This is a genomic window from Qipengyuania marincola, assembly GCF_029688625.1.
In the GTDB taxonomy this organism is placed as follows: domain Bacteria; phylum Pseudomonadota; class Alphaproteobacteria; order Sphingomonadales; family Sphingomonadaceae; genus Qipengyuania.
Window position 1 is genome coordinate 226,971 of the sequence record NZ_JARULC010000003.1, and the last position, 19,979, is coordinate 246,949.

Genomic DNA, 19,979 nt, shown 5'->3' on the forward strand with positions numbered 1-19,979 from the left:
GTGCTGTCGCCCTCGCCTCAGTCGTTTGCGGCAGGCTTGCCGCGCGAGGAAATGACCTCGCCGATGGTGTTCCGCACCGCCTTCACGGTCATGCCTTTGGCAAGCTCGACGTGGACGAAATGATCTTCCACCTTGGTGATCTTGCCGACAAGCCCGCCTTGCGTGACGACCTCGTCGCCCTTCTGCAGACCGGCTACCCGCTCCCGATGCTGCTTTTGCTGGCGCATCTGCGGCCGGATGATCAGGAACCAGAGGATGAGCAGCATGCCGAGCGGGAGAATCCAGCCCGTCCATGCGGGGGGCTGGCTCGCGGCGGAACCGGCGGCGGCGAGAAGATCGAGCATTGAGATTTACCTGTCGAATTGAACCTGCGGCGACACGCGAGCGAGCAGCGGACGCTGGTCTTTCGAGCCCGCGCCGCACCCCTCGTGTGCAGAGTGCGGGCGCGGTTAGCAGCAATGGGATTGTCCCGCAATGAATAGGACGCGGGATCGCCACAAGATGATGGAAGACACGCGCTTGCCTTGTCGCGCAGCCGCGCCTATAGGGCCGCCTCCACTGGTTTCGGGATGTAGCGCAGCCTGGTAGCGCACCATACTGGGGGTGTGGGGGTCGCTGGTTCGAATCCAGTCATCCCGACCAGTGGTTTCCCCTTCTCCACGCTGCGAAATGGTATTGGCCGGTGACGGCCGAGTGCTACGCACGCTATAGGCCCCTTTCCTACACGAACCGATATGGTTAGTTGTTTCCCCGTTCCTAACCGACGGAGTCCGCGCCATGCCCCTAATCGATTCGCTCATCGGCCCCATCGCTTCGATCATCGACAAGGTCATTCCCGACAAGGAAGCGCGCGCCAGGGCCAAGCTCGAGCTGATCGCGCTTGAGGGAACGCAGGAACTGAAGGCCATCGAAGCGCGCCTCTCCGCCATCGTCGCCGAGGCACAAAGCGCCGACCCCTGGACCAGCCGAGCACGCCCCAGCTTCCTTTACGTGATGTATGCGCTGATCCTGTTCAGCGTGCCGATGGGGGTGATCGCCGCCTTCGACGCGCAGACCGCGCTCGACATCGGCACCGGGATGACTCGCTACCTCGCCGCCCTGCCTGATGCGCTTTATGCGCTCTTCGGGACGGGCTACCTTGGATACACGGCGGCTCGCCAGTGGGGGAAGGTCAAGGGGACGGATCAGTAGTGCCGCGTCTCAAGGGCGACATTGGGGTGGGAAGCGGACGGTCTGCTTTTTGCAAACCAAAGGTTCAAGCAGACCATAAATCCCCGTCGTCTTGAATTGCTCTGCTAAAGCGGTGTTCAGCATTGCACCCAATTCAAATGGACGCCTAGGATACTCCCGACGCCAAGCCGGTTCCGTCTGCTCCAACATCTCTGCCTCTACAGCCCCAAGCACGTAAAAGGCACTGCGTGTCCACATGTGCAAACCATCACGATCGATAGCGCGCAGGCTCGTGGCGAGGCCAAGTCTTGTTTCTTCGGCCACGGCGGCCAAATCTGGATCGGCACTACCTGCAGCCGCAGCGAGCCTGATCTCCGACCAGCGAGCGACGCCTTCCTGACCAGCCTGGAACTCATAATAGGCCCAGTTCTTCTGTTCGACGATCTCCTCTGCTTTCTCCCGAGCGGTTAGGTAATCCTCAATCGCAGCCAGTTTCTGCTGTTCAGATGATGCGTCGAGAAATCGAAGGGCACTTCCGGTCATTTCCGCAAAAATTGCCCGTACCTGTGCATCGGCATAGGGGAAGGGATAATCGAGCATCCAGCGCACGTCTTGGTCGTTGCCGCCCTCGAACTCTAATCGGAGCCTGTCGGTTGCATCGCTATACGCCGGCGACATGGACTGATATTGATGAAAAGCTTCATGAAGTACGATTACTACCCATTCAGCCCGCGTCATTTCCAGAGTGGATGACGTCCCCATCATGATGACTTGATGCTCGCCAAGATCAGTTGCCGCTGACAGATCAGTCGGCAATTCGCGAGGCCGAAACTGCATACTGCACTTGGTAATTGTGTCAAATCCCGCAGAAACGAAGCCATCGATTGGCACACCGCAGAAGAGGGTTTCGTGATCCTCTTCGATTAGCAAGATTGGCAAGGGTGCTTGGGAAAATCCATCCCACACCTGGTCGCCATATTCTCGGATGATTGAATGCGCATCAGCGATCATTTCGCGGTCCGATTGCGTCGGAATGGTGAAAAGAGCCGCTGAAGAGGCGAGAGCGAAAAAGCTTATCATTCCTTCGTCCGTTCCGTGACAGCGCAGATTATCGGATTAGATTACCGATTGTGTCCCGACAATCGGGCCTGTCACCGCTTTCGGCACATCGATTGCAATTACGCAGGGTCCGCGATTAGGGTCGTTAACGGACAGCCCGCTTCCCACCCGCGCCAACCCCCGCTAATCCTCCCCTCATGCCCCCTACCGTCTTCGTCCTCAACGGTGCCAATCTTAACCTGCTCGGCACGCGCGAGCCGGAGATCTATGGCTCGGATACGCTCGACGATATCGGGCGAATGCTCGAGGCGAAGGCGAAGGAACTCGGCCTTGCCATCGACATGCGGCAGACCAATCACGAGGGCGTGCTGGTCGACTGGCTGCACGAGGCACGCGAGGTCGGGGCGAAGGCGGTGCTGCTCAACGCGGGCGCCTACACCCACACCTCCATCGCGCTGCTCGATGCGATCCGGGCGATCGGGGTGCCGGTGATCGAGGTGCACCTGTCCGACCCGGACAAACGCGAGGATTTCCGCCACATCTCCTATGTCGGCATGGCTGCGGTGGATGAGGTCAAGGGTCTTGGCCCGCGCGGCTATGCCGTAGCGTTGGAGAAGGCCGCGGCGCTGTAAAAACCCTCCTGTCCCCTTGCCCTATCCGACTGCGCGGCGCATAGGCGGGCCCAAGCAACAACAAGGGTTCTCATGGGCGACCACAAGGGAAGCGCCGGCAAGTCCGGCATGAACATCGACATCGCGATGGTCCGCGAACTGGCTGAAATGCTGGCCGATACCGGCCTCACCGAAATCGAGGTCGAAGATGGCGACCGCATGATCCGCGTGTCGCGCGGCGGCGGCGTGACCATGGCAGCAGCGCCGATGGCAGCGCCCGCACAAATGCCGCCTGCCGCGCCCGCCCCGACCGCCCAGGCGCCGACGCCCGATGCGGCGGCTCCGGTGGATACCGCAGGTGCGATCAAATCACCGATGGTAGGCACAGTCTATCTCGCGCCCGAGCCGGGAGCGTCCGATTTCGTGAAGGTTGGCGATACCGTGAAGGAAGGGCAGACCCTGCTCATTGTCGAGGCAATGAAGGTGATGAATCCGATTACCGCCGACAAGGCCGGCACGGTCAAGGCGATCCTGGTCGAGAACGCCCAGCCGGTCGAATTCGACCAGCCGCTCGTCACCATCGGCTGAGGGTCACGTGACTGATATCAAACGTATCCTGATCGCCAATCGCGGCGAGATCGCCCTGCGCATCCATCGTGCGGCGCACGAAATGGGCATCGAGACCGTCGCGGTGCATTCCACCGCCGATGCCGATGCCATGCACGTACGGCTGGCCGACCACGCCATCTGCATCGGCCCGCCGCCCGCTACCGACAGCTATCTCAACATGGCGAACATCATCTCGGCTGCGGAAATCGCCGAAGCGGATGCAATCCATCCGGGCTACGGCTTCCTGTCGGAAAACGCCAAGTTCGCCGAGATCGTCGAGGCGCACGACATCAAATGGATCGGCCCCAAGCCCCAACACATCCGCACGATGGGGGATAAGGTCCAGGCGAAGAAGACTGCCGGAGAGCTGGGTCTGCCCCTGGTGCCGGGGTCCGATGGCGCCGTGTCCGATATCGACGAGGCGCGCGAGATCGCGGCGGAGATCGGCTATCCCGTCATCATCAAGGCCGCCAGCGGCGGCGGTGGCCGGGGCATGAAAGTCTGCGAGAGCGAGGATCAGCTCGAAACGCTGATGCAGCAGGCCGGCAGCGAGGCGAAGGCCGCCTTCGGCGATGCGACCGTCTATATCGAAAAATACCTCGGCAATCCGCGCCACATCGAATTCCAGGTGTTCGGCGATGGCGAAGGCAATGCGATCCACCTGGGCGAGCGCGACTGCTCGCTCCAGCGCCGCCACCAGAAGGTGCTGGAGGAAGCTCCTTCCCCCGTGATCACGCACGAAGAGCGCATGCGCATGGGCGAGGTGTGTTCGAAGGCGATGCGCGACATGGGCTATCGCGGCGCGGGCACGATCGAGTTCCTATGGGAGAACGGCGAGTTCTACTTCATCGAGATGAACACCCGCCTGCAGGTCGAGCATCCCGTGACCGAGGCAATCACCGGCGTCGACCTGGTGCGCGAACAGATCCGTATCGCCGCAGGCAAGCCTCTGTCGGTCACGCAGGACGATATCGAGTTTAAGGGGCACGCGATCGAGTGCCGGATCAATGCCGAAGACCCCTTCACCTTCGCGCCCAGCCCGGGCGAGGTCACCTATTACCACGCCGCGGGCGGCATGCATGTGCGAGTCGATAGCGGGCTGTATGCCGGCTACCGCATCCCGCCCTATTACGACAGCATGATCGCCAAGCTGATCGTCTTTGGCCGCTCGCGCGACGGCTGCATGATGCGCCTGAAACGCGCGCTTGAAGAAATGGTGGTCGAGGGCGTGAAGACGAACATCCCGCTGCATCAGGAATTGCTGCTGCAGAACGATATCCAGAGCGGCGAATACACGATCAAGTGGCTCGAGGACTGGCTCAAGGAGCGCGAGGGCTGAGTAGCGAGGTCATCGAGGCCGTTTATCGCGCATTCGCAGACGAGACGCGTCCAAGCTATCTTAACCGATCCCCCTATCGTGACTCCGAAGAAGATCGCGTTCTCGGTCAATTGGTATCAATCGATCTTCGCGAGCTTCCGAATGGGGCAATCGGTCCATACGCAGGTTGGGCGATGACCACCGTCGGGGGGCCGAAAGATTATCGGTATTTTCTGCCGCGCGTCCTGCAACTAGCGATCGAAGAACCAACGTGGCTTGGCCTTGAGCCGCCACTGCTTACATGGCGCATCCAGAAAGGCGGCTGGTCCAATTTCAGCCAAGAAAAACGAGAGGCTGTTTTGGGGGTTTTTGCCCATGCTATGGCCAGAGGTCTCTCAGCGCATCCGTTCGACGATGTCAGTTATCTCTCATGGTGGAGCGGCGCAGCGGCCCTCGATTGGCCGGTGGAACGCGGATGCGAAATTATCCGAAGCCTGCACGGCCAGAACGTCGCTCTACAGCTCGCCACTTCCATCGTCGAGGAATACCCCAATCTCTTAAAGGAGGGCCGCCTCAAAGCGCAGTTTGCCGAGGAGTATGAGGACGAAGCCGCGTTGAGTGAGATGACCCGTTTCCTCCTGTCGGATGAGACCGAGGCTAGGATCATCGAAGCATCAAGCGGCGCGAGCGACGACGACGTCTCGATGATACTCGAGCCTGCCTTAGCCTATATCGAGCTGTTCCGGTCGACCTGACCGGACTTCACATCAATCCCTAAAACTCGGATCGATCCGGTCGAGCTTGCGCAGCAGCGCCGGCCATGCAAGCCCGTTGGCGACCATGCCGATACCCTCTGCGGGGGTCTGCGCTTGGACCTTTTCCGGCGTGCCCTGCGGCGGGTTGTTGAGGTTTTCGCGGCCGGCACTCAGCATGCGGACCTGCGCCGTGCAGGCGCGCTCGATGAAATAGAGCCGCAGGAAGCATTCGGCGACTGTCTTGCCGATTGCCAGCGTGCCGTGGTTGCGCAGTATCATCGCGTGCTTGTCGCCCATGTCCTCGACCAGCCGCTCGCGCTCTTCGAGGTCGGTCGCGATGCCTTCGTATTCGTGATAGGCGATGTCGTGCCGCGCGATCATGCCGGTCTGCGTGTGCTCCATCAGCCCCTCCGACATAGCGCTCACCGCCTGCCCGTCGGGCGTATGGAGGTGCATCACGGCATGCGCATCCTCACAATTCATGTGCAGCGCGGAATGGATCGTGAAGCCCGCCGGATTGACCGGATGCGCAGTCTCGATCACCGGCTGGCCCTCGGTGTCGATCTTGACGAGGCTCGATGCGGTGATTTCCTCGAACATCATGTCGTAGGGGTTAATCAGGAAATGGTGCTCCGGCCCCGGCACACGCGCGGACAGGTGCGTGAAGATGAGATCGTCCCAGCCATAATGCGCCACCAGCCGATAGGCCGCCGCGAGATCGACACGAACCGCCCATTCCTCGTCGCTGACCGAGCCGCGAATGTGGCTGTCGTCATTGGCGGATTTGGTTTCGAGTACGGTGGCCATGGCTGTCTCTCCGGGTTTCGCTTTGGCCACACCTTACACGCCAGCCCCGTCGGGCTCAAATCCAAAGCTGCGTGAACATTTCGGCAGTCGGCGGGTTCTGGTGTTATGACCTTGCAACCCCAAGCCTTCACCCGCACCGACGATCTGCCCACCCCGCGCGAGCCGGTCGGCCATGTCAAACTCCTGTTCGACGGCGACGCGACCGACGACGAGCATCCGATCCATGACATCTCCGCCTGCGCTTTTGGTGGGGAAACGCTGTTCGTGGCAGGCGACGAGGCCCATGGTGTCGAGCGCCTCACGCCGGGAAAATACGGCTGGTTCGAGAACCATGTCCGCTATCCGCTCAAGGAATTCATCGATCTCAAGGATCCCGAGGAAGAGATCGACATCGAAGGTCTTGCCATTCATGACGATTGGCTGTGGGTAACAGGGAGCCATTCGCGCACTCGCCACGACCCGCGCGACGATGGCGCGGAGCCGGATTGCATCGATCTGGCGAAGCTCGCCGACCTAAAGGACACCCGCCCGCGCTGCGTTCTGGCGCGCATTCCGCTGCTCTACGACGAGGACGGCTTTGCCGTGCCGATCGAGCAGCATGGCGATCGCAAGGCCGGTCTGGTAGCCCAGAAGAAGGATCACGGCAGCAAGCTCGGCCGCTATCTCGCGAAGGACCCGTTGATCGGCCCGTCGATGCGAATGGCGGCGAAGGAAGGCGGGCTGGATATCGAGGGCATCGCCGCTGCCGGGCCGACTCGCGTCGCCCTCGGCCTCCGCGGGCCCGTGATCCAGACCTTCGCCGTCCTGCTCGAACCGCGGATCGAACCGAAGGATTCCGGCAAGCTGCACCTTCCGGGCAAGCCGCACCAGCGGCTCGTCGATCTCGGGGGGCTCGGCATTCGCGATCTGCTGGCTGACGGCGCCAATCTCCTGATCCTCGCCGGGCCGACGCAGGACCTCGACGGGCGCTGCGCAATCTATCGCTGGACGAACTGGGCGAACGAGGAGCCGGAAAACGAGGAGACGGTACGTCTCCATCGGCCCGAACGGCTGTTTGATCTGCCCGTAAAGCTCGAAGCGGATCACCCCGAGGGAATCGAGTTCATGACCGACGACGATGGCAAGCGGCGGCTGCTGGTGTTTTACGACAGTCCCAATCCGGACCGGCTCGATACCGAGGATGGCACGATCCTCGCCGATCTATTCGCTATCGACGAGTAAGCACCGCCGGGAACGGCGTCAGAAGGTGAACCGCAGGCTGGCCGCCGCGGAAACGCCGATGCGTCCGCCGTATTGTTGCAGGGCAAGCCAGGACTTGATCGGCCCCTCGCGCGTTTCCTTCTCATAGAACGCGCTGATCGAGGACACGGCATCCCAGCTTGCGAAGGGGTATTGCGTGCGCGAGGCCATCATTCCGATGCGCGCATCCTTGTCCAGCTTGCGCGAAAAGCCGGCCTCCGAATGCCACGCATTGCGCACGTCGTAGCGCCCGCTGCTGTAAAGATCGCGCCGCTGCTCCACCCAGATGTCGGTTTTGTCGAGCGCCATGTAGAGGCCCGATCCGACCGAGGCGTCATGCGCATATACGTGCTCCAGCGAATTGTCGGAGACCATGTGGAGCTTGGCCGAGCCATAGACCCAGAGACGCGGCGCCACCCGCTCGAAGCGGGTCACCGACACATTGAAATTCGCGACCTGTGTCGGCCCTTCGCGGAAATTCCGCATGGCTGAACCGTCAAGCGGGCGAAGGTGTTCGAGTTCCGGGCGCAGTTCCGTCCGATGCCACTCGGTTTCCGAACGCAGTTGCCATTTCCCCAGGCTCGTCGAAACGGTCGCAGTCTGCACTTCGGCGACACTGGGGTCGAGTTCGGAGTAGGCGCCCGCATTCCAGGTGGTCGCAAGCTTGATCCGCGGCTCATCGGCCAGCGCGGGGGTTGCTACGGGAAGCGTCAGTGCGATCATTGCACCGCGCACGCAGAGGGTTCGGATGCTACAGCTCATGGGAGGTCGCCGGATAGGCAGGGGGTGCGCGACCACTTATGCACCCCGCTGACGAGACTTCGGGAAAGGCGCTCAGTCCGGCACGCGCGGCGTGTCGGGCACCCAGCCGTCGGGCTTGAAACCCGGGTCGCGATCCGGTCCTGGCGTATCGACGTTCGGCGAAGGATCGTCGGGCACGCGCGGTACGTCCGGAACCCAGCCATCCGGCTTCGGGCGAACGTCTTCGCCGACGGTTGGCGTGTAGGCCGGCTTGGGCCGATCGGCAGAGGCCGCAGTCGCAAGCGACGCAGCCACCGTCCCGGCTATCAGGGCGGTTAAAAATCGGGATCTCATCGCAGCTCTCCTGTTGAGGGTTGGGAGCAGGATGTTAACCTTTTGTTAACTATTTCTCGTCGGCGCAAACGTAGTAATGCCAATGAGTTACTGGTTTTTCTGTCAATTTCGGCTTTACGATGCCGGGTTGCGTCGTCGCGAACGATCGCGTTGCGGAGACGCTCCGAATATGTCGCAGGCGCGATACTTAATCGAAGGAAAATCCGGCAGCCTTGGCTTCTTCAATGACTTGCGCGCCCGTCCGCCGCGGATGGTCGCCGCTGATCCGGCACCAGTCGGCCGCTTCGTCGACGAATATCTCTTTCTCGATTCCATGCGAAGTTGCCGCATCGAACAGGCCAGCGGAAAAGCTGCGATTCCCCGTCGGCAGGAAGCGGAACCACAGATGGCTCCCGCAGGTGCCGCAAAAGGCGCGTTCGGCCCATTCGCTCGAACGATAGACAGTGGCGCGATCCTCGCCCTCGACCCTTGCCTCTTTGCCGGTCTGCGCAGTGTAGATCGCGCCCGACCAGCGGCGGCACATGCCACACTGGCAGATTTCGATCTCGTGCGCCGGTGCTGTGATCGCGATCTTTACTGCCTTGCAGAGGCAGTGTCCGTGGATGATCTCCTCGGCCATCACCCGCTAGCCCAGCGGAACGCCAGGCTCGCTCTTGCTCGTGCGGATGGTGAGCGATGTCTTGACGCTCGCCACGTTCGGCGCGGGCGTCAGCTTGCTGGTGAGAAATTCCTGGAAGCTCTGCAGGTCGCGGCTCACGATCTTGATGATGAAATCGATTTCGCCATTCAGCATGTGAACCTCGCGCACCTCGGGCAGGTCGCGCATCGCCTCCTCGAATTCGCGCAAGGCATCTTCGGCCTGGCTCTTCAGGCTGACCATGGCGAAGACGGTGATCGAGAAGCCGAGTTTTCCGGGGTCGAGATCGGCGTGATAGCCCTTGATGACGCCTTCTTCCTCCAGCGCGCGCACCCGGCGCAGGCAGGGCGGCGCGGTCAGCCCGACGCGATGGGCGAGCTCGACATTGGTGATGCGCCCCTCCGCCTGTAATTCGCCAAGCAGCTTGCGATCGATATCATCCAGATTGGCCATGACCCGTGTAGCCCCCAAATGCCTCTTGCAGTTCCCGATCCCACGCCCACCTTGCGAAACGATAACGACGCATGTGGAGCCTGTTCGATAACATTATTATCTTTGCCAGCAATTGTCCCGCTTTGCAACGCGGAGGCAACTTTCCGTTCAGCGTAAGTTTTGCACGGATAGAAAGTCTAAAGGTGCGATGGTTTACGCTTCGCCAACCTTAATCCCCCATTCGGAGTTTCGATGCATTTCGACGATCGCCTTGCCACTGTGCTGCGCAACCGCGCCACCGGCGAGCGCGCGTGCAAGACGCAGTTCCGGCAGCTGATCGATCTGCTGGGCGAACGGCCGCAGGCAGGCGACCCCGCGCTGAAGGCGGCCGCCTATCTCCGCCTGATCGCTCTTGCGGAGACGATCGGGGCGGATGAGCGTGCAAGGATCGTGGGCGAAACCGGCTGGCGGTTCCGCAATCCAGAATTGGTAAAATGGTTCGGCGAGGCACACCCCAAGGTGGCCGCCGCGGCGCTTTACCGCGCGAAACTGAGCGGGGAAGAATGGGAAGTTCTCATCCCGAAACTGCCGATCCGTGCGCGTGGCTTTCTGCGGCACCGGCGCGACCTTCCCGAAGAGGCGGTGCGCGTGCTCGACCGGCTCGGCGTGCAGGACCGCGCCCTGCCCCTGCCCGAACTAGCTGAAGCCACCGCCGTCGAGACACGAGACGATGCAGATGCCGGGGACCTGGCAAACGATCCCGCCCCCTTCGTTCTCGACACCGCGCTCGATGACGATTCACCGACGCAGGAGGCGCCTGCAAGCGAGGCTCCCGAAGCAGCACCGCAGATCGCCCCCCCGCCGCCGACGGAGCAACAGCACGCCCCCCGCACGTCCGGTCGCGAACCCGAACCGAACGGCATTCGCGCGCTCGTCGACCGAATCGAGGCATTCAAGCGCACGCGCGGCAGCAGCGCGGGGCAAGGTGCGCCATCGCTCCCGCTCGGCGAGCTCGATCCGCCTCAACCGCGCGAGGCAATCCAGAACTTCCTGTTCGGAACCGACACGCAGGGCAGGATCGACTGGGCCGACGAGACGGTCGCACCGATGATCATCGGCACGATGCTGGGCGAGCTAGAGTGCAGCGACGGCGCTGTCGCGGACCTGGGCGCTGCCATTCGCAACCGTCGCCCGATCGGCGACGGGCGGGTCGTGCTTCAGGGCGGCGAGGCGATTTCCGGGGACTGGATTGTCGATGCGACGCCCTGCTTCACGCGGGACGACGGCCGCTTCAAAGGGTATGTCGGTCGTTTTCGCCGGATCGCCCCGGCACAGGAAGGCCGGCGGCAGGAGGCCGCCGATCGGTTGCGGCAGCTGCTTCACGAATTGCGCACCCCGGTGAACGCGATGCAGGGGAACGCCGAGGTTATCCAGCAGCAGATCTTCGGCCCCACTCCACATGAATATCGCGCGCTCGCGGCCACGATCGCCGGGGACAGCGCCCGCATCCTGGCGGGCTTCGACGAGCTCGACCGGCTGGCCCGGCTCGAGACCGGCTCGCTCGACCTCGAGGAGGGCAGCGCCGATTTCGCGGCCATCGCGCGGGCGCAGGTTGCGCAGCTGCAGACGGTCCTCAAGCCGCGTGTCGCGCAGTTCGAAACCTCGCTTACCACCGATGCCGCGCTGCTTCCGCTGGCGCAGGGCGAAGCCGAGATGCTAGCCTGGCGCATCCTTGCAACCCTGGCCGGCGCTACGGGAGCAGGCGAGACGATCCATCTCGACCTCAGGACACAGGACGAACAGGCCACGTTGCGGGCGCGGTTGCCAGCATCGCTCGCGCGCGAGGCGGATGTCTTCTCGAACGAGGCGCGCGCCGCAAGTGGCGCAGTCAGCGCAGGCATCTTCGGACCCGGCTTCTCGCTGCGCCTTGCCCGCGCCGAAGCGCGGGCGGCCGGTGGAGAATTTTCCCGCGATGGCGAATGGTTGGTATTGTCGCTGCCGCTCTTGACCGGCGCGCAGCGCCTGCCTAGCCCGGCTGATGCGCCCGATCGCGCTGCCGGCTGATCCGGCAGACGGACGGGTCGCGCGGGGTCGCTAGTGGGGACCGATCCGATTCCGAAAGCCAATCTCCTAGAACCACCGTCACCGCGTCAGAAGGTGCAGTTCAAGGACGGGTTCGGCCAGCGTGCCGTACTCACCGTGGATACGGAGGAGGAATTCGACTGGCAGCGCGATTTCTCGCGCCAAGGCCATACACTCGAGCACCTGCCGCGGCTGGCGAAGTTCCAGCAGTTTTGCGGCACCATCGGGGTCAAGCCGATCTATTTGCTCGACTGGCCGGTCGCCCAATCGGATATCGCGCAGGACATCATCGGCAGCGCGGTCGCGGCGGGAGAGGCCGAGATCGGCGTGCAACTCCATCCCTGGGTGAACCCCCCGCATGATGAAGACGTCAACCGGCGCTCGAGCTTTCCGGGAAATTTGCCGCCCGCCCTTGAGCGCGACAAGTTCCGGCGGCTGCGCGATCTGCTGGAAGAGAAGTTCGGTGCCGTCCCGCGCATCTACCGCGCCGGGCGCTACGGGCTTGGCCCGGCAACCGCGACTATCCTGTCCGAAACCGGCATCGCAATCGACACCTCGGTCCGCGCGTGCTTCGACTACAGCGCGGAAGGCGGCCCCGATTATCGCCGGCACCCGACCTGGCCTTACTGGAGCGACGCGGGGCGCAGCCTCATCGAGCTGCCGCTGACAACCGTATATTGGGGGATGCTGCGGCGTCAGGGCGAAAGCCTGTTCCCGGCAATCCAGCGCGCGCCACGGCTGGCGGGCCTGTGTACGCGGCTCGGCCTGCTGGAACGGATTGCGCTCACCCCGGAAGGCGTCTCGCCCGAAGAGGCGCTGAAGGCCGTCGACATCGCGCTCGATGACGGGCTGCCGATCCTCAACATCAGCTTTCACAGCCCTTCGCTGTCGCCCGGCCACACACCCTATGTGCGGACCGAAGACGATCTCGACGATTTCTACGACTGGCTGCGCGCCGTGTTCGGTTATCTCGACCGACGGGGCGTCAGGCCGGCCACAGTCGCGCAAATCATCGACGCCGCCATCGTCTAGCATCTTGCCCTTGTCGCGGCACGCGGCTAGGCGCTTCCTTCCGCATGCGGTGCATGGGGGCCTGTAGCTCAGTTGGTTAGAGCTGGCCGCTCATAACGGCTAGGTCGCGGGTTCGAGTCCTGCCGGGCCCACCACCCCCACCGCCGGACGGCAGAAAAGCGTAGATTACTGTGTAGTCTACGCTTTTCTCGTCGAACTGTGACACATAACTGTGACACATGAGCGACGAAATGGCGAACTATCCGGGCCTCTACAAACCCGAGAACTCTGCGAACTGGCACGTGCGCAAGCGCACACCAAAAGACCTTCGTCATGTCGAAAAGAGAGAGTCGATCCGCAGCAGCCTTGGTACGAGCGACAAGCGCGAGGCCATTCGACGTTATCCGTTAAAGCTATGGTTGCCCGCCGAAGGGATACGGCGACCTCGCCTTCGTGCAGCACATGCTTGCGAGCTTGAAAGACGATGGTTTGCTCGCAGTCGTCGTTCCGCATGGTGTGCTCTTTCGTGGTGGGGCCGAAGGGCGCATCAGAAAGGCCATGCTGGACGAAGACGTGATCGAGGCGATTGTCGGCCTCGCACCCAATCTTTTTTACGGAGCAGGCATTCCTGCTGCTTTGATCGTATGCCGAAAGGGCAAACCCTCCGAGCGCAAAGGCAAAGTGTTGATCGTGAATGGCGATGCAACTTTCAAACCAGGCAAAGCGCAAAACTTTCTGACAGACGAAAACCGTCGGACGCTGGCCGATGCCGTCCACGGTTTTACAGATATTGAGAAATTAGCCCGTGTTGTCTCATTGGAAGAGATTGCGGACAATGAGCACAACCTCAATATCAGCCGTTACGTCCAGACTGCGGCGGATGCCGAGGATGTTGATGTCGCAACGGAAGTAGCCAAACTGCAGGAACTGATTTGCAATCGCGACGAAGCGGAAGCCGCGATGTTCGGTCATCTGAAGAGGCTCGGCTATGTCAGTTGAACTGCCAAATGGCTGGGCCGTGAAAACAATCGGAGAACTAGTTACGACTACGATGGGGCAATCCCCGCCGTCCGCAGCCGTCAATGAGGCAGGCGAGGGATTGCCATTTATACAAGGAAACGCGGAGTTCGGCGATCGCTTCCCAGAGCCTCGACTGTTTGCATCTAACTGTCCAAAGATCGTTGAAGCTGGCGATATCCTATTGAGCGTACGCGCACCTGTTGGAGAAGTGAATGTCGCGCCTCAACGCCTTTGCATAGGTCGAGGATTGGCGGGCTTGCGCCCTAAGAATGGTGACAACGACTATCTCTTCTTTGCGCTCGGCGGACTAGCATCTGAATTCGCTCGTCTATCGCAGGGCAGCACATTCGACGCGATAAACGGAAAAGACCTACGCTCGATTTGCTTACCGTTGCCACCCCTCGCAGAGCAGCGGCGGATCGCCGAAGTACTGCGGTCTGTTGATGGGTCCATAGCTGCCAATGAAGCAGTTTCAACCCAAGCTCGCACCGCCTTTCAGGCTGCTCTTAGAGATTTGCTCGGCAGACAGGCGAACAGTTGGAAGACGACTTGCTTGGGAGACTTAGCCGCATTCGTGAATGGACGAGGCTTCAAACCGCACGAATGGAGCAGCGAAGGGCTACCCATCATCCGCATTCAGAACCTCAATGGTGGTAAGGAGTTCAACTACTACAGCGGTGAGTTTAATCCGAAGATACTTGTCATGCCGGGAGACCTGTTATTCGCATGGTCAGGAAGTCGTGGCACATCTTTCGGCCCCCACATCTGGCAGGGGCCAAAAGGGGTACTGAACTATCACACTTGGAAGGTCGTACCAAAGGAGCCAAAGGATCGCGATTTCCTCTATTTTGCGCTCCAGCATCTAACGAAGAAAATCGAGAATGAAGCGCACGGTGCTTCGGCGCTAGTACATATGCAGAAAGCATATGTGGTCAATTATGAGGTTGATCTTCCTCCACCGGGGGAACGCGAAGCGATTGCAAATACCCTCAACGATTTGCTTAAAGCTGCCACTTTCGCAGATCGCGCGCTAAGCGATCTAAAAGAAATGAAACGCCACTTGCTTCTCGAGCTTCTCTCCGGTCGCGTAGACGCCCACGGCCAATCCCACTGTCTATAAGGTCCGAGTTGTAGCCTAAATGTGTAACGTTGAAGCGACGAGCAAACGTCGATGAGCGCGGAGAACGACCTCCCACCACCGCGAGAGAGAAACAGATACGGAATACGGTCCTATACCGAAAATCCACCGGTCGCCGCCGAAGCGTTGTTCGACAGGCTCGAACTGCGCGTCAAAGGCTCGATCGTCGCGCGCGACGCAGCCTCGATGGAAAATTATGTGGGGCAAATTGGCGCTAGCGCGGAGCAGCCTCGACTGCTCGGAATTGCGCATCGGCATGGCGGGGCGTGGAAAGCATCGGCAGTGAACGGCACGACAATTTCGCGCTGCGACCTGCGGATCGTGAGAACCTCGCCGAACGCCCACTTTGAAATGGTGATCTCCGCAAACCCGATGCGCACGCTCGGGCATTTGCTCGACCGTTACAACTTCGACGATCTCACCGCCATCGAGCCGTCGGACTTCTTCGCAGCGGTCCGAGAGCCAACGGCAGCGATCTGCTCGATGCCGTGGCTGATGTCACGAGCAAGGCAAGCGGCAAACGACGTCTGATATTCCTGGAGCTACTTCGCCATGGAAGCATTACGGCTACCAACCATCATGGGACCGCGCCGACACGAATACTGGAACGACTGGCCAGTCGGAACGTGCTCGAACATGTCCGGCTAATCAAGAAGGACGGCAAGGTTGGACGCCGCTACCGACTGACCGAGAAGTACCTGCCGCTCGTCCAGAAGGCGGACTAGGGCTCTCCAACCCAACGCAACCTACATATCTAGCTATTTCAATAGTTTAGATATTCCATTTCCAAGGCATTCGGGTACATTCCACCCATTCAGGAGGTAGGAATGAAAACCCAAGTAGGAGAACAGATGTGCTTTCAGGGCTATACGTCGGAGCCATCCGAATGGCAGCCAAACTTATCGCCCGGACGGATCGTCGTCATCTTCAAGGATAATGGTGACGGGGAGTATCTAGTCTTTCCGCTTTCGGATGAAGGGCAGTTTGACCCCCTTAACGGCGAGGTCGTTTTCCAAGAAGAGATGATCAAGTTACCTCTTCCAAGGCTTCCACGCGACGCGCTGGCTGCTCCATTCGGAACAGGATTAGTTGTTGAGCCGCGCCGAACATCAGCTTGACCAAAATGTTGGGCACCCGTAAGCGACCGCCGGTGTGACACATCGGTGTGACACAACGCATGTCGCAGTTTGGCCTAAATCGCTGATTTTATTAGCGAGGTGGTACTGTGGGTTTTGCTCCTGCCGGGCCCACCATCTACGGCACATTGCGGGACATCCGGTCGGGGAGTGGCGCAGCCTGGTAGCGCACTTGTTTTGGGTACAAGGGGTCGCTGGTTCGAATCCAGTCTCCCCGACCAACTAAACGCAGTGAAGGCGGGAGAGAGAGAGAGAGAGACTTGATTGGCGCAGCCAATCCAGTCTCCCCGACCAACTGTCTTGCCGCATGGCGTTCGATCAGTCGTCGGGCGCTCAGACCGGCTCCATGTCCTGCCGTGCAAGGGCCAGCCTTACGCCTTCGTCCTTCTGCATCCGGTCGCGAAATGCGCGCAGGGAGGGATAGTCGTCGATCGATAGCGGCGTCTGTTCGATCCACCGCGTGACGACATAGAGATAAGCGTCGGCGAAGCTGCGCTCCGACAGGTACCAGTCGCCGTCGCTCTCGTTGAAATTCGCTTCCAGCCGTTCGAAATGGCCGCGCAACCGGTCGTAGGCGGCAGCCTTGACCTCGTCCTGCGCCTCCTTGCTGCTGGCAAAATTGCGCGCTGCGAAATGCGGTCCGAAGGCGGCATGGACCTCGCTCGTGAGATATGACAGCGCTTCAGCCTCCTTGCGGCCCAGCGCCTTGTCCCGCGCATAGCCTTCGGTCCCGTATTCGGCCCCCAGCCATGCGAGTATCGCGGCAGCCTCGGTCAGCACGTCGCCGTCCTCGAAGGCGACGGCAGGCACCTGGCCCTTCGGATTGATGGCGAGATAGGCCTCCTTCTTGTGGTCGCCATAGGCCATGTTCTCGACATTCAGCGGGGCATCCAGCCAGGCGACCGCGATATTAGTCGAAAGCGCGCAGGTTCCGGGCATGGTGTAAAGCGTGGGCATATGGGATTCCTTCCGTGACGGGCCGTCTTGCAAATAAGCGCCCGCTCCTGTCTCAGGTTCCGATGACGGCGGCCCGGCACCCAGCAACGCTCGACAGGACGGCGGTCCTCGCAATCTGGGCTATCGCCCTGCCCGCAATGGCGACCAATGTCGCTACCGCGCTGATCGGGGTAGGCGACATGTGGATCGTCGGCCGGCTGGGCGATGCGCCGACCCAGGGCGCGGTCGATGTGGGCGCCAAGCTCTTCGCTGCACTCTTCACCGTGATGAATTTCCTCAAGACCGGCACCACAGGCTTGGTGGCGCAGGCAGGCACGCGGAGCGGCCCGGGCGAGCAGGCGGCGCTGTTGCTGCGCGGACTGGTGGTCGGGCTGGCCATCGCGGCGCTGCTCCTGCTCGCAAAACCCGTGTTGCTGCCCGCATTGCTCGATGCACTCGGTGCACAGGGCGAGGTCCGGCGCGCGGCGGTGATCTACGCCGATATCCGCTATTGGAGCGCGCCGGCCGTGCTCGCGAACTTCGCGCTGGTCGGCTATCTCGTCGGGCGTCGGCGGATGAAGACCGTGCTGGCCATCGAGGTCTGCTACAATCTGCTCAACGTCACGCTGGGGCTGTGGCTGGCGCTCGGCCTCGAGTGGGGCATCGCCGGGATCGGCTGGTCGAGCTTCATCGCCGAATGCGCGAAGCTGGTGGCTTGTGGCGCAATCGTTCTGGGGCTTGCCGGGACGGAGGTGCGCGCGTCGTTGAGCAGGCGGGCGACGCTTTCGATCGCCGCATTGCGCCCGTTTCTCTCGGTCAACCGCGATCTCTTTTTGCGCACGGTGATCCTGATGGTGGCCATTTCGGCGCTCACCCGGCTGGGCGCGGAACGCGGAGCGGTGACATTGGCCGCCAATGGCATACTGTACCAGATGTTCGTCCTGTCGGCCCTGCTGCTCGACGGCTTCGAAAATGCCGCGCAGGTCCTCAATGGCGAGCGCCATGGCGAAGGGGACCGAAACGGCTTTCTTGCTTATGTGCGCGCAATTCTGTGGCGCGGCTTTGCCGTAGCAGTCCTGCTGGCCGGCCTTTTCGCAGTCGGTGGCGGCTGGTTGATGAGCACCTTTGCAGCCACCCCCGACGTGGCGCAGGAAACGCGGTCGCTGGTGGGCTGGCTGGTTGTCATTCCCCTTGCTGGGATCGCGGGCTTCGTGCTCGATGGGGTCTTCGTCGGCGCAAGCTGGACCCGTGCACTGTTGCTGACGATGCTGGGGGCAGCGCTGAGCTATGCCGCGCTGTTGTGGCTGACGTGGCCGCTGGGGAACGACGGCCTGTGGCTGTCCTTCGCCGCTTTCTTGGTGCTGCGGGCGCTGTTCCAGCTGGCGCTGATACCGAACTTGCTGAAAGACTAGGCTGCGGCGCCCTTGCGCACGCCCTTCGGCTTGAATTCGGCCACCACTACGCCCGGCATTTCTTCGTGGCATACACGATTGCGGCCGCCGTGCTTTGCGCGGTAGAGCTCAGCATCGGCTCGCGCGAACAGCTTGCCATAGCCCTCGCCCGACCGGCGCCCGGCCACGCCGAAGCTGGCCGTCAACCGGTTGCCCGCCGGCATGCCCGGGATCGCGGTTTCCGCAAAGCGACGACGAATGCGCTCGGCCATGGCGTGCGCTTTTTCCTCATCGCAATTCCACGCCAGGATGCAGAATTCCTCGCCCCCGATGCGCCCTGCGACATCTGCGTGGCGGATCATGCCCGAGAGGACATTGCCGAATTCGGCGATGGCCCGGTCCCCGACCTGATGGCCGTAAACATCGTTCACGCCCTTGAAGTGATCGATATCGGCGACCACGAGCGAGAGCGGCACATGGTCGGCTTTCGCCTTTTCGAAGGCCTCCATCACATCCGATTCGAAAGCGCGGCGCGTTCGCAGGCGCGTGAGAGAGTCCAGTTTGGACGCCTCGCGAACCGAACGCATCTGGTCCGTCAGCGCGGCAATCATCAGACTAAGGGCAATCAGCAGCGAAGAAACCGCAAGCCAGACCACCATCACGGCATAGAACGGGGTCGCGCGATACTCCTCGGCAGTCATCGCGCCCTCGACCATGATCGCGGTGATGGGACGAACAAAGAACTGGAACGCCCCGATCGCGATCAGCCACAGGATGACCTTGTCCAGAAACTCTTTCTCGGTCTTGCTTGCGGCGACCTGGCAACCCAGGGCGAGGATGAGGCCGTATGCGGCATTGGCCGCGTAAAGCCGGGCGTTGTAATTCGCGCCGATGGTCGCGGCGACCATCAATGCGAGACTGATGACGGCAATTGTCGCGAACAGGGCCAAGGGCGCCCGCTGTCCGTTGCGCGCACAAATGCCCCACATCATCGCACTTGCCCCTGCCGAATAGAACAGGTGCATGGCGGTGATGGCGACCACGCCATTCGGATTGCCGGTGAAATGGAAGATGAAGAAACCGACTGCCTGTGCCGCATAAGCAAAGGCGATCATGACCGGCCACGAAGTCGACGTATCCCGGCGCCACAGGGCAATGAAGCTGAGCGCGAATACCGTGCATAGCAATGGGTTCGCCATGGCGAGGATTTTTTCGGTCACGACCCGATCCCTTGCCGGTTCGGCATCAAATGCTGATTTCTGCTTTGCCCGCGCATGATGCTGTTCGTAGGACCCCCTTGTGCAATTAAGCCCTAGAGAAGTTTGCTTAATAAGTCCTCACCAAATGCTGGAAACACGCGCACAAAGCCTCCGATCCGAACCAGTAAAGCAGCGGGACGACCGGTTTCGGCAGCGCGAGACCCCATCGCATGCGGTCGACCACGCCCGACACCGCCCCAACATGCTTGCCCCAGCGCGCCCTCGCCCCTATCTGGCGCACAGACCTGCCGGGCGCGCCGCAGCCCGCTTTTTC

General features: G+C 61.5%; 21 protein-coding genes, 3 tRNA genes and 2 pseudogenes. 17 read left to right on the forward strand and 9 right to left on the reverse strand.

Translation table 11 applies throughout. The features are described 5' to 3' along the window. Nucleotides 1-17: 17 nt before the first annotated feature. The gene (gene yajC / locus P8Q88_RS10955) at nt 18-344 is read right to left on the reverse strand and encodes a preprotein translocase subunit YajC (RefSeq protein WP_278323870.1); all 327 of its coding nucleotides are present in this window, start codon (nt 342-344) and stop codon (nt 18-20) included. A 221-nt stretch (nt 345-565) separates the two neighbouring features. Between yajC and P8Q88_RS10960 the strand changes: the two genes are divergently transcribed. After that, nucleotides 566-642 (forward strand) — tRNA-Pro (locus P8Q88_RS10960). Between the two features lie 135 nt (nt 643-777). Next, a complete protein-coding gene (locus tag P8Q88_RS10965; RefSeq protein WP_278323871.1) occupies nt 778-1,191 on the forward strand; it encodes a holin family protein in 414 nt (137 codons plus the stop codon). 9 nt (nt 1,192-1,200) lie between these two features. On the opposite strand, the gene P8Q88_RS10970 is transcribed toward P8Q88_RS10965, so the two are convergent. Beyond that, nucleotides 1,201-2,250 carry a hypothetical protein gene (locus P8Q88_RS10970; protein WP_278323872.1) on the reverse strand — a complete coding sequence of 350 codons (1,050 nt, stop codon included), beginning with the start codon at nt 2,248-2,250 and terminating at the stop codon, nt 1,201-1,203. Nucleotides 2,251-2,426: 176 nt separating this feature from the next. Here P8Q88_RS10970 and P8Q88_RS10975 point away from each other — a divergent pair, with 176 nt between their 5' ends. From P8Q88_RS10975 to P8Q88_RS10990, 4 genes are all read left to right on the forward strand, one after another. Beyond that, complete coding sequence (locus P8Q88_RS10975) at nt 2,427-2,861, forward strand: type II 3-dehydroquinate dehydratase (protein ID WP_278323873.1); 435 nt, start codon at nt 2,427-2,429, stop codon at nt 2,859-2,861. Between the two features lie 72 nt (nt 2,862-2,933). Continuing rightward, nucleotides 2,934-3,428 carry an acetyl-CoA carboxylase biotin carboxyl carrier protein gene (gene accB, locus P8Q88_RS10980; protein WP_278323874.1) on the forward strand — a complete coding sequence of 165 codons (495 nt, stop codon included), beginning with the start codon at nt 2,934-2,936 and terminating at the stop codon, nt 3,426-3,428. A 7-nt stretch (nt 3,429-3,435) separates the two neighbouring features. After that, nucleotides 3,436-4,788 carry an acetyl-CoA carboxylase biotin carboxylase subunit gene (gene accC / locus P8Q88_RS10985; RefSeq protein ID WP_278323875.1) on the forward strand — a complete coding sequence of 451 codons (1,353 nt, stop codon included), beginning with the start codon at nt 3,436-3,438 and terminating at the stop codon, nt 4,786-4,788. A 173-nt stretch (nt 4,789-4,961) separates the two neighbouring features. Further along, nucleotides 4,962-5,522 (forward strand): hypothetical protein, encoded by a 561-nt coding sequence (locus P8Q88_RS10990; RefSeq protein WP_278323876.1) that lies wholly within the window; start codon nt 4,962-4,964, stop codon nt 5,520-5,522. Between the two features lie 12 nt (nt 5,523-5,534). Here the strand turns inward: P8Q88_RS10990 and P8Q88_RS10995 are convergent, their stop codons facing one another. Continuing rightward, nucleotides 5,535-6,329, reverse strand: coding sequence for a class II aldolase/adducin family protein (locus tag P8Q88_RS10995; RefSeq protein WP_278323877.1), 795 nt, complete (start codon nt 6,327-6,329; stop codon nt 5,535-5,537). A 105-nt stretch (nt 6,330-6,434) separates the two neighbouring features. On the opposite strand from P8Q88_RS10995, the gene P8Q88_RS11000 reads away from it, so the two are divergent. Continuing rightward, nucleotides 6,435-7,550 carry a DUF3616 domain-containing protein gene (locus tag P8Q88_RS11000; protein WP_278323878.1) on the forward strand — a complete coding sequence of 372 codons (1,116 nt, stop codon included), beginning with the start codon at nt 6,435-6,437 and terminating at the stop codon, nt 7,548-7,550. Nucleotides 7,551-7,568: 18 nt separating this feature from the next. On the opposite strand, the gene P8Q88_RS11005 is transcribed toward P8Q88_RS11000, so the two are convergent. The 4 genes from P8Q88_RS11005 to P8Q88_RS11020 all read right to left on the reverse strand — a co-directional run bounded on the left by P8Q88_RS11005 (nt 7,569) and on the right by P8Q88_RS11020 (nt 9,753). Further along, nucleotides 7,569-8,330, reverse strand: coding sequence for a hypothetical protein (locus tag P8Q88_RS11005; RefSeq protein WP_278323879.1), 762 nt, complete (start codon nt 8,328-8,330; stop codon nt 7,569-7,571). Nucleotides 8,331-8,402: 72 nt separating this feature from the next. Next, complete coding sequence (locus P8Q88_RS11010) at nt 8,403-8,663, reverse strand: hypothetical protein (RefSeq protein ID WP_278323880.1); 261 nt, start codon at nt 8,661-8,663, stop codon at nt 8,403-8,405. A gap of 187 nt (nt 8,664-8,850) precedes the next feature. Then, a complete protein-coding gene (locus P8Q88_RS11015; protein WP_278323881.1) occupies nt 8,851-9,282 on the reverse strand; it encodes a GFA family protein in 432 nt (143 codons plus the stop codon). Nucleotides 9,283-9,288: 6 nt separating this feature from the next. Then, on the reverse strand, nt 9,289-9,753 hold the full coding sequence (locus P8Q88_RS11020) for an Lrp/AsnC family transcriptional regulator (protein WP_278323882.1): 465 nt from the start codon (nt 9,751-9,753) through the stop codon (nt 9,289-9,291). 231 nt (nt 9,754-9,984) lie between these two features. On the opposite strand from P8Q88_RS11020, the gene P8Q88_RS11025 reads away from it, so the two are divergent. From P8Q88_RS11025 to P8Q88_RS11060, 9 genes and pseudogenes are all read left to right on the forward strand, one after another. Next, nucleotides 9,985-11,796 carry a sensor histidine kinase gene (locus tag P8Q88_RS11025; protein ID WP_278323883.1) on the forward strand — a complete coding sequence of 604 codons (1,812 nt, stop codon included), beginning with the start codon at nt 9,985-9,987 and terminating at the stop codon, nt 11,794-11,796. A 48-nt stretch (nt 11,797-11,844) separates the two neighbouring features. After that, nucleotides 11,845-12,846 carry a polysaccharide deacetylase family protein gene (locus P8Q88_RS11030; protein WP_446532568.1) on the forward strand — a complete coding sequence of 334 codons (1,002 nt, stop codon included), beginning with the start codon at nt 11,845-11,847 and terminating at the stop codon, nt 12,844-12,846. Between the two features lie 57 nt (nt 12,847-12,903). Beyond that, nucleotides 12,904-12,980, forward strand: a tRNA-Ile gene (locus tag P8Q88_RS11035). Between the two features lie 96 nt (nt 12,981-13,076). Next, a pseudogene (locus P8Q88_RS15080) lies at nt 13,077-13,217 on the forward strand (DUF6538 domain-containing protein); the annotation flags it as partial. A 37-nt stretch (nt 13,218-13,254) separates the two neighbouring features. After that, a pseudogene (locus P8Q88_RS11040) lies at nt 13,255-13,824 on the forward strand (N-6 DNA methylase); the annotation flags it as partial. Continuing rightward, nucleotides 13,814-14,965: a restriction endonuclease subunit S gene (locus P8Q88_RS11045; protein WP_278323885.1), complete on the forward strand. Its 1,152-nt coding sequence runs from the start codon at nt 13,814-13,816 to the stop codon at nt 14,963-14,965. The pseudogene P8Q88_RS11040 and the gene P8Q88_RS11045, both read left to right, overlap by 11 nt. 144 nt (nt 14,966-15,109) lie before the next feature. After that, the gene (locus P8Q88_RS11050; protein WP_278323886.1) at nt 15,110-15,514 is read left to right on the forward strand and encodes a hypothetical protein; all 405 of its coding nucleotides are present in this window, start codon (nt 15,110-15,112) and stop codon (nt 15,512-15,514) included. 296 nt (nt 15,515-15,810) lie between these two features. After that, the gene (locus P8Q88_RS11055; RefSeq protein ID WP_278323887.1) at nt 15,811-16,101 is read left to right on the forward strand and encodes a hypothetical protein; all 291 of its coding nucleotides are present in this window, start codon (nt 15,811-15,813) and stop codon (nt 16,099-16,101) included. A 162-nt stretch (nt 16,102-16,263) separates the two neighbouring features. Further along, nucleotides 16,264-16,340: transfer RNA gene (locus tag P8Q88_RS11060), tRNA-Pro, on the forward strand. Between the two features lie 112 nt (nt 16,341-16,452). Here P8Q88_RS11060 and P8Q88_RS11065 read toward each other — a convergent pair. After that, on the reverse strand, nt 16,453-17,076 hold the full coding sequence (locus tag P8Q88_RS11065; protein WP_278323888.1) for a glutathione S-transferase family protein: 624 nt from the start codon (nt 17,074-17,076) through the stop codon (nt 16,453-16,455). Between the two features lie 14 nt (nt 17,077-17,090). On the opposite strand from P8Q88_RS11065, the gene P8Q88_RS11070 reads away from it, so the two are divergent. Next, entirely contained in the window at nt 17,091-18,467 is a 1,377-nt protein-coding gene (locus P8Q88_RS11070) for an MATE family efflux transporter (RefSeq protein ID WP_278323889.1), read from the forward strand. Here the strand turns inward: P8Q88_RS11070 and P8Q88_RS11075 are convergent. Continuing rightward, a complete protein-coding gene (locus P8Q88_RS11075) occupies nt 18,464-19,666 on the reverse strand; it encodes a GGDEF domain-containing protein (RefSeq protein WP_278323890.1) in 1,203 nt (400 codons plus the stop codon). The genes P8Q88_RS11070 and P8Q88_RS11075 overlap by 4 nt on opposite strands. Between the last annotated feature and the right edge of the window lie 313 nt (nt 19,667-19,979).

Excerpts from the sequence above, each read along its gene's own strand:
- yajC (WP_278323870.1), bottom strand. The coding sequence starts at position 344 with ATGCTCGATCTTCTCGCCGCCGCCGGTTCCGCCGCGAGCCAGCCCCCC.
- P8Q88_RS10965 (WP_278323871.1), top strand. The coding sequence starts at position 778 with ATGCCCCTAATCGATTCGCTCATCGGCCCCATCGCTTCGATCATCGAC.
- P8Q88_RS10970 (WP_278323872.1), bottom strand. The coding sequence starts at position 2,250 with ATGATAAGCTTTTTCGCTCTCGCCTCTTCAGCGGCTCTTTTCACCATT.
- P8Q88_RS10975 (WP_278323873.1), top strand. The coding sequence starts at position 2,427 with ATGCCCCCTACCGTCTTCGTCCTCAACGGTGCCAATCTTAACCTGCTC.
- accB (WP_278323874.1), top strand. The coding sequence starts at position 2,934 with ATGGGCGACCACAAGGGAAGCGCCGGCAAGTCCGGCATGAACATCGAC.
- P8Q88_RS10990 (WP_278323876.1), top strand. The coding sequence starts at position 4,962 with ATGACCACCGTCGGGGGGCCGAAAGATTATCGGTATTTTCTGCCGCGC.
- P8Q88_RS10995 (WP_278323877.1), bottom strand. The coding sequence starts at position 6,329 with ATGGCCACCGTACTCGAAACCAAATCCGCCAATGACGACAGCCACATT.
- P8Q88_RS11000 (WP_278323878.1), top strand. The coding sequence starts at position 6,435 with ATGACCTTGCAACCCCAAGCCTTCACCCGCACCGACGATCTGCCCACC.
- P8Q88_RS11005 (WP_278323879.1), bottom strand. The coding sequence starts at position 8,330 with ATGAGCTGTAGCATCCGAACCCTCTGCGTGCGCGGTGCAATGATCGCA.
- P8Q88_RS11010 (WP_278323880.1), bottom strand. The coding sequence starts at position 8,663 with ATGAGATCCCGATTTTTAACCGCCCTGATAGCCGGGACGGTGGCTGCG.
- P8Q88_RS11015 (WP_278323881.1), bottom strand. The coding sequence starts at position 9,282 with ATGGCCGAGGAGATCATCCACGGACACTGCCTCTGCAAGGCAGTAAAG.
- P8Q88_RS11020 (WP_278323882.1), bottom strand. The coding sequence starts at position 9,753 with ATGGCCAATCTGGATGATATCGATCGCAAGCTGCTTGGCGAATTACAG.
- P8Q88_RS11025 (WP_278323883.1), top strand. The coding sequence starts at position 9,985 with ATGCATTTCGACGATCGCCTTGCCACTGTGCTGCGCAACCGCGCCACC.
- P8Q88_RS11045 (WP_278323885.1), top strand. The coding sequence starts at position 13,814 with ATGTCAGTTGAACTGCCAAATGGCTGGGCCGTGAAAACAATCGGAGAA.
- P8Q88_RS11055 (WP_278323887.1), top strand. The coding sequence starts at position 15,811 with ATGAAAACCCAAGTAGGAGAACAGATGTGCTTTCAGGGCTATACGTCG.
- P8Q88_RS11065 (WP_278323888.1), bottom strand. The coding sequence starts at position 17,076 with ATGCCCACGCTTTACACCATGCCCGGAACCTGCGCGCTTTCGACTAAT.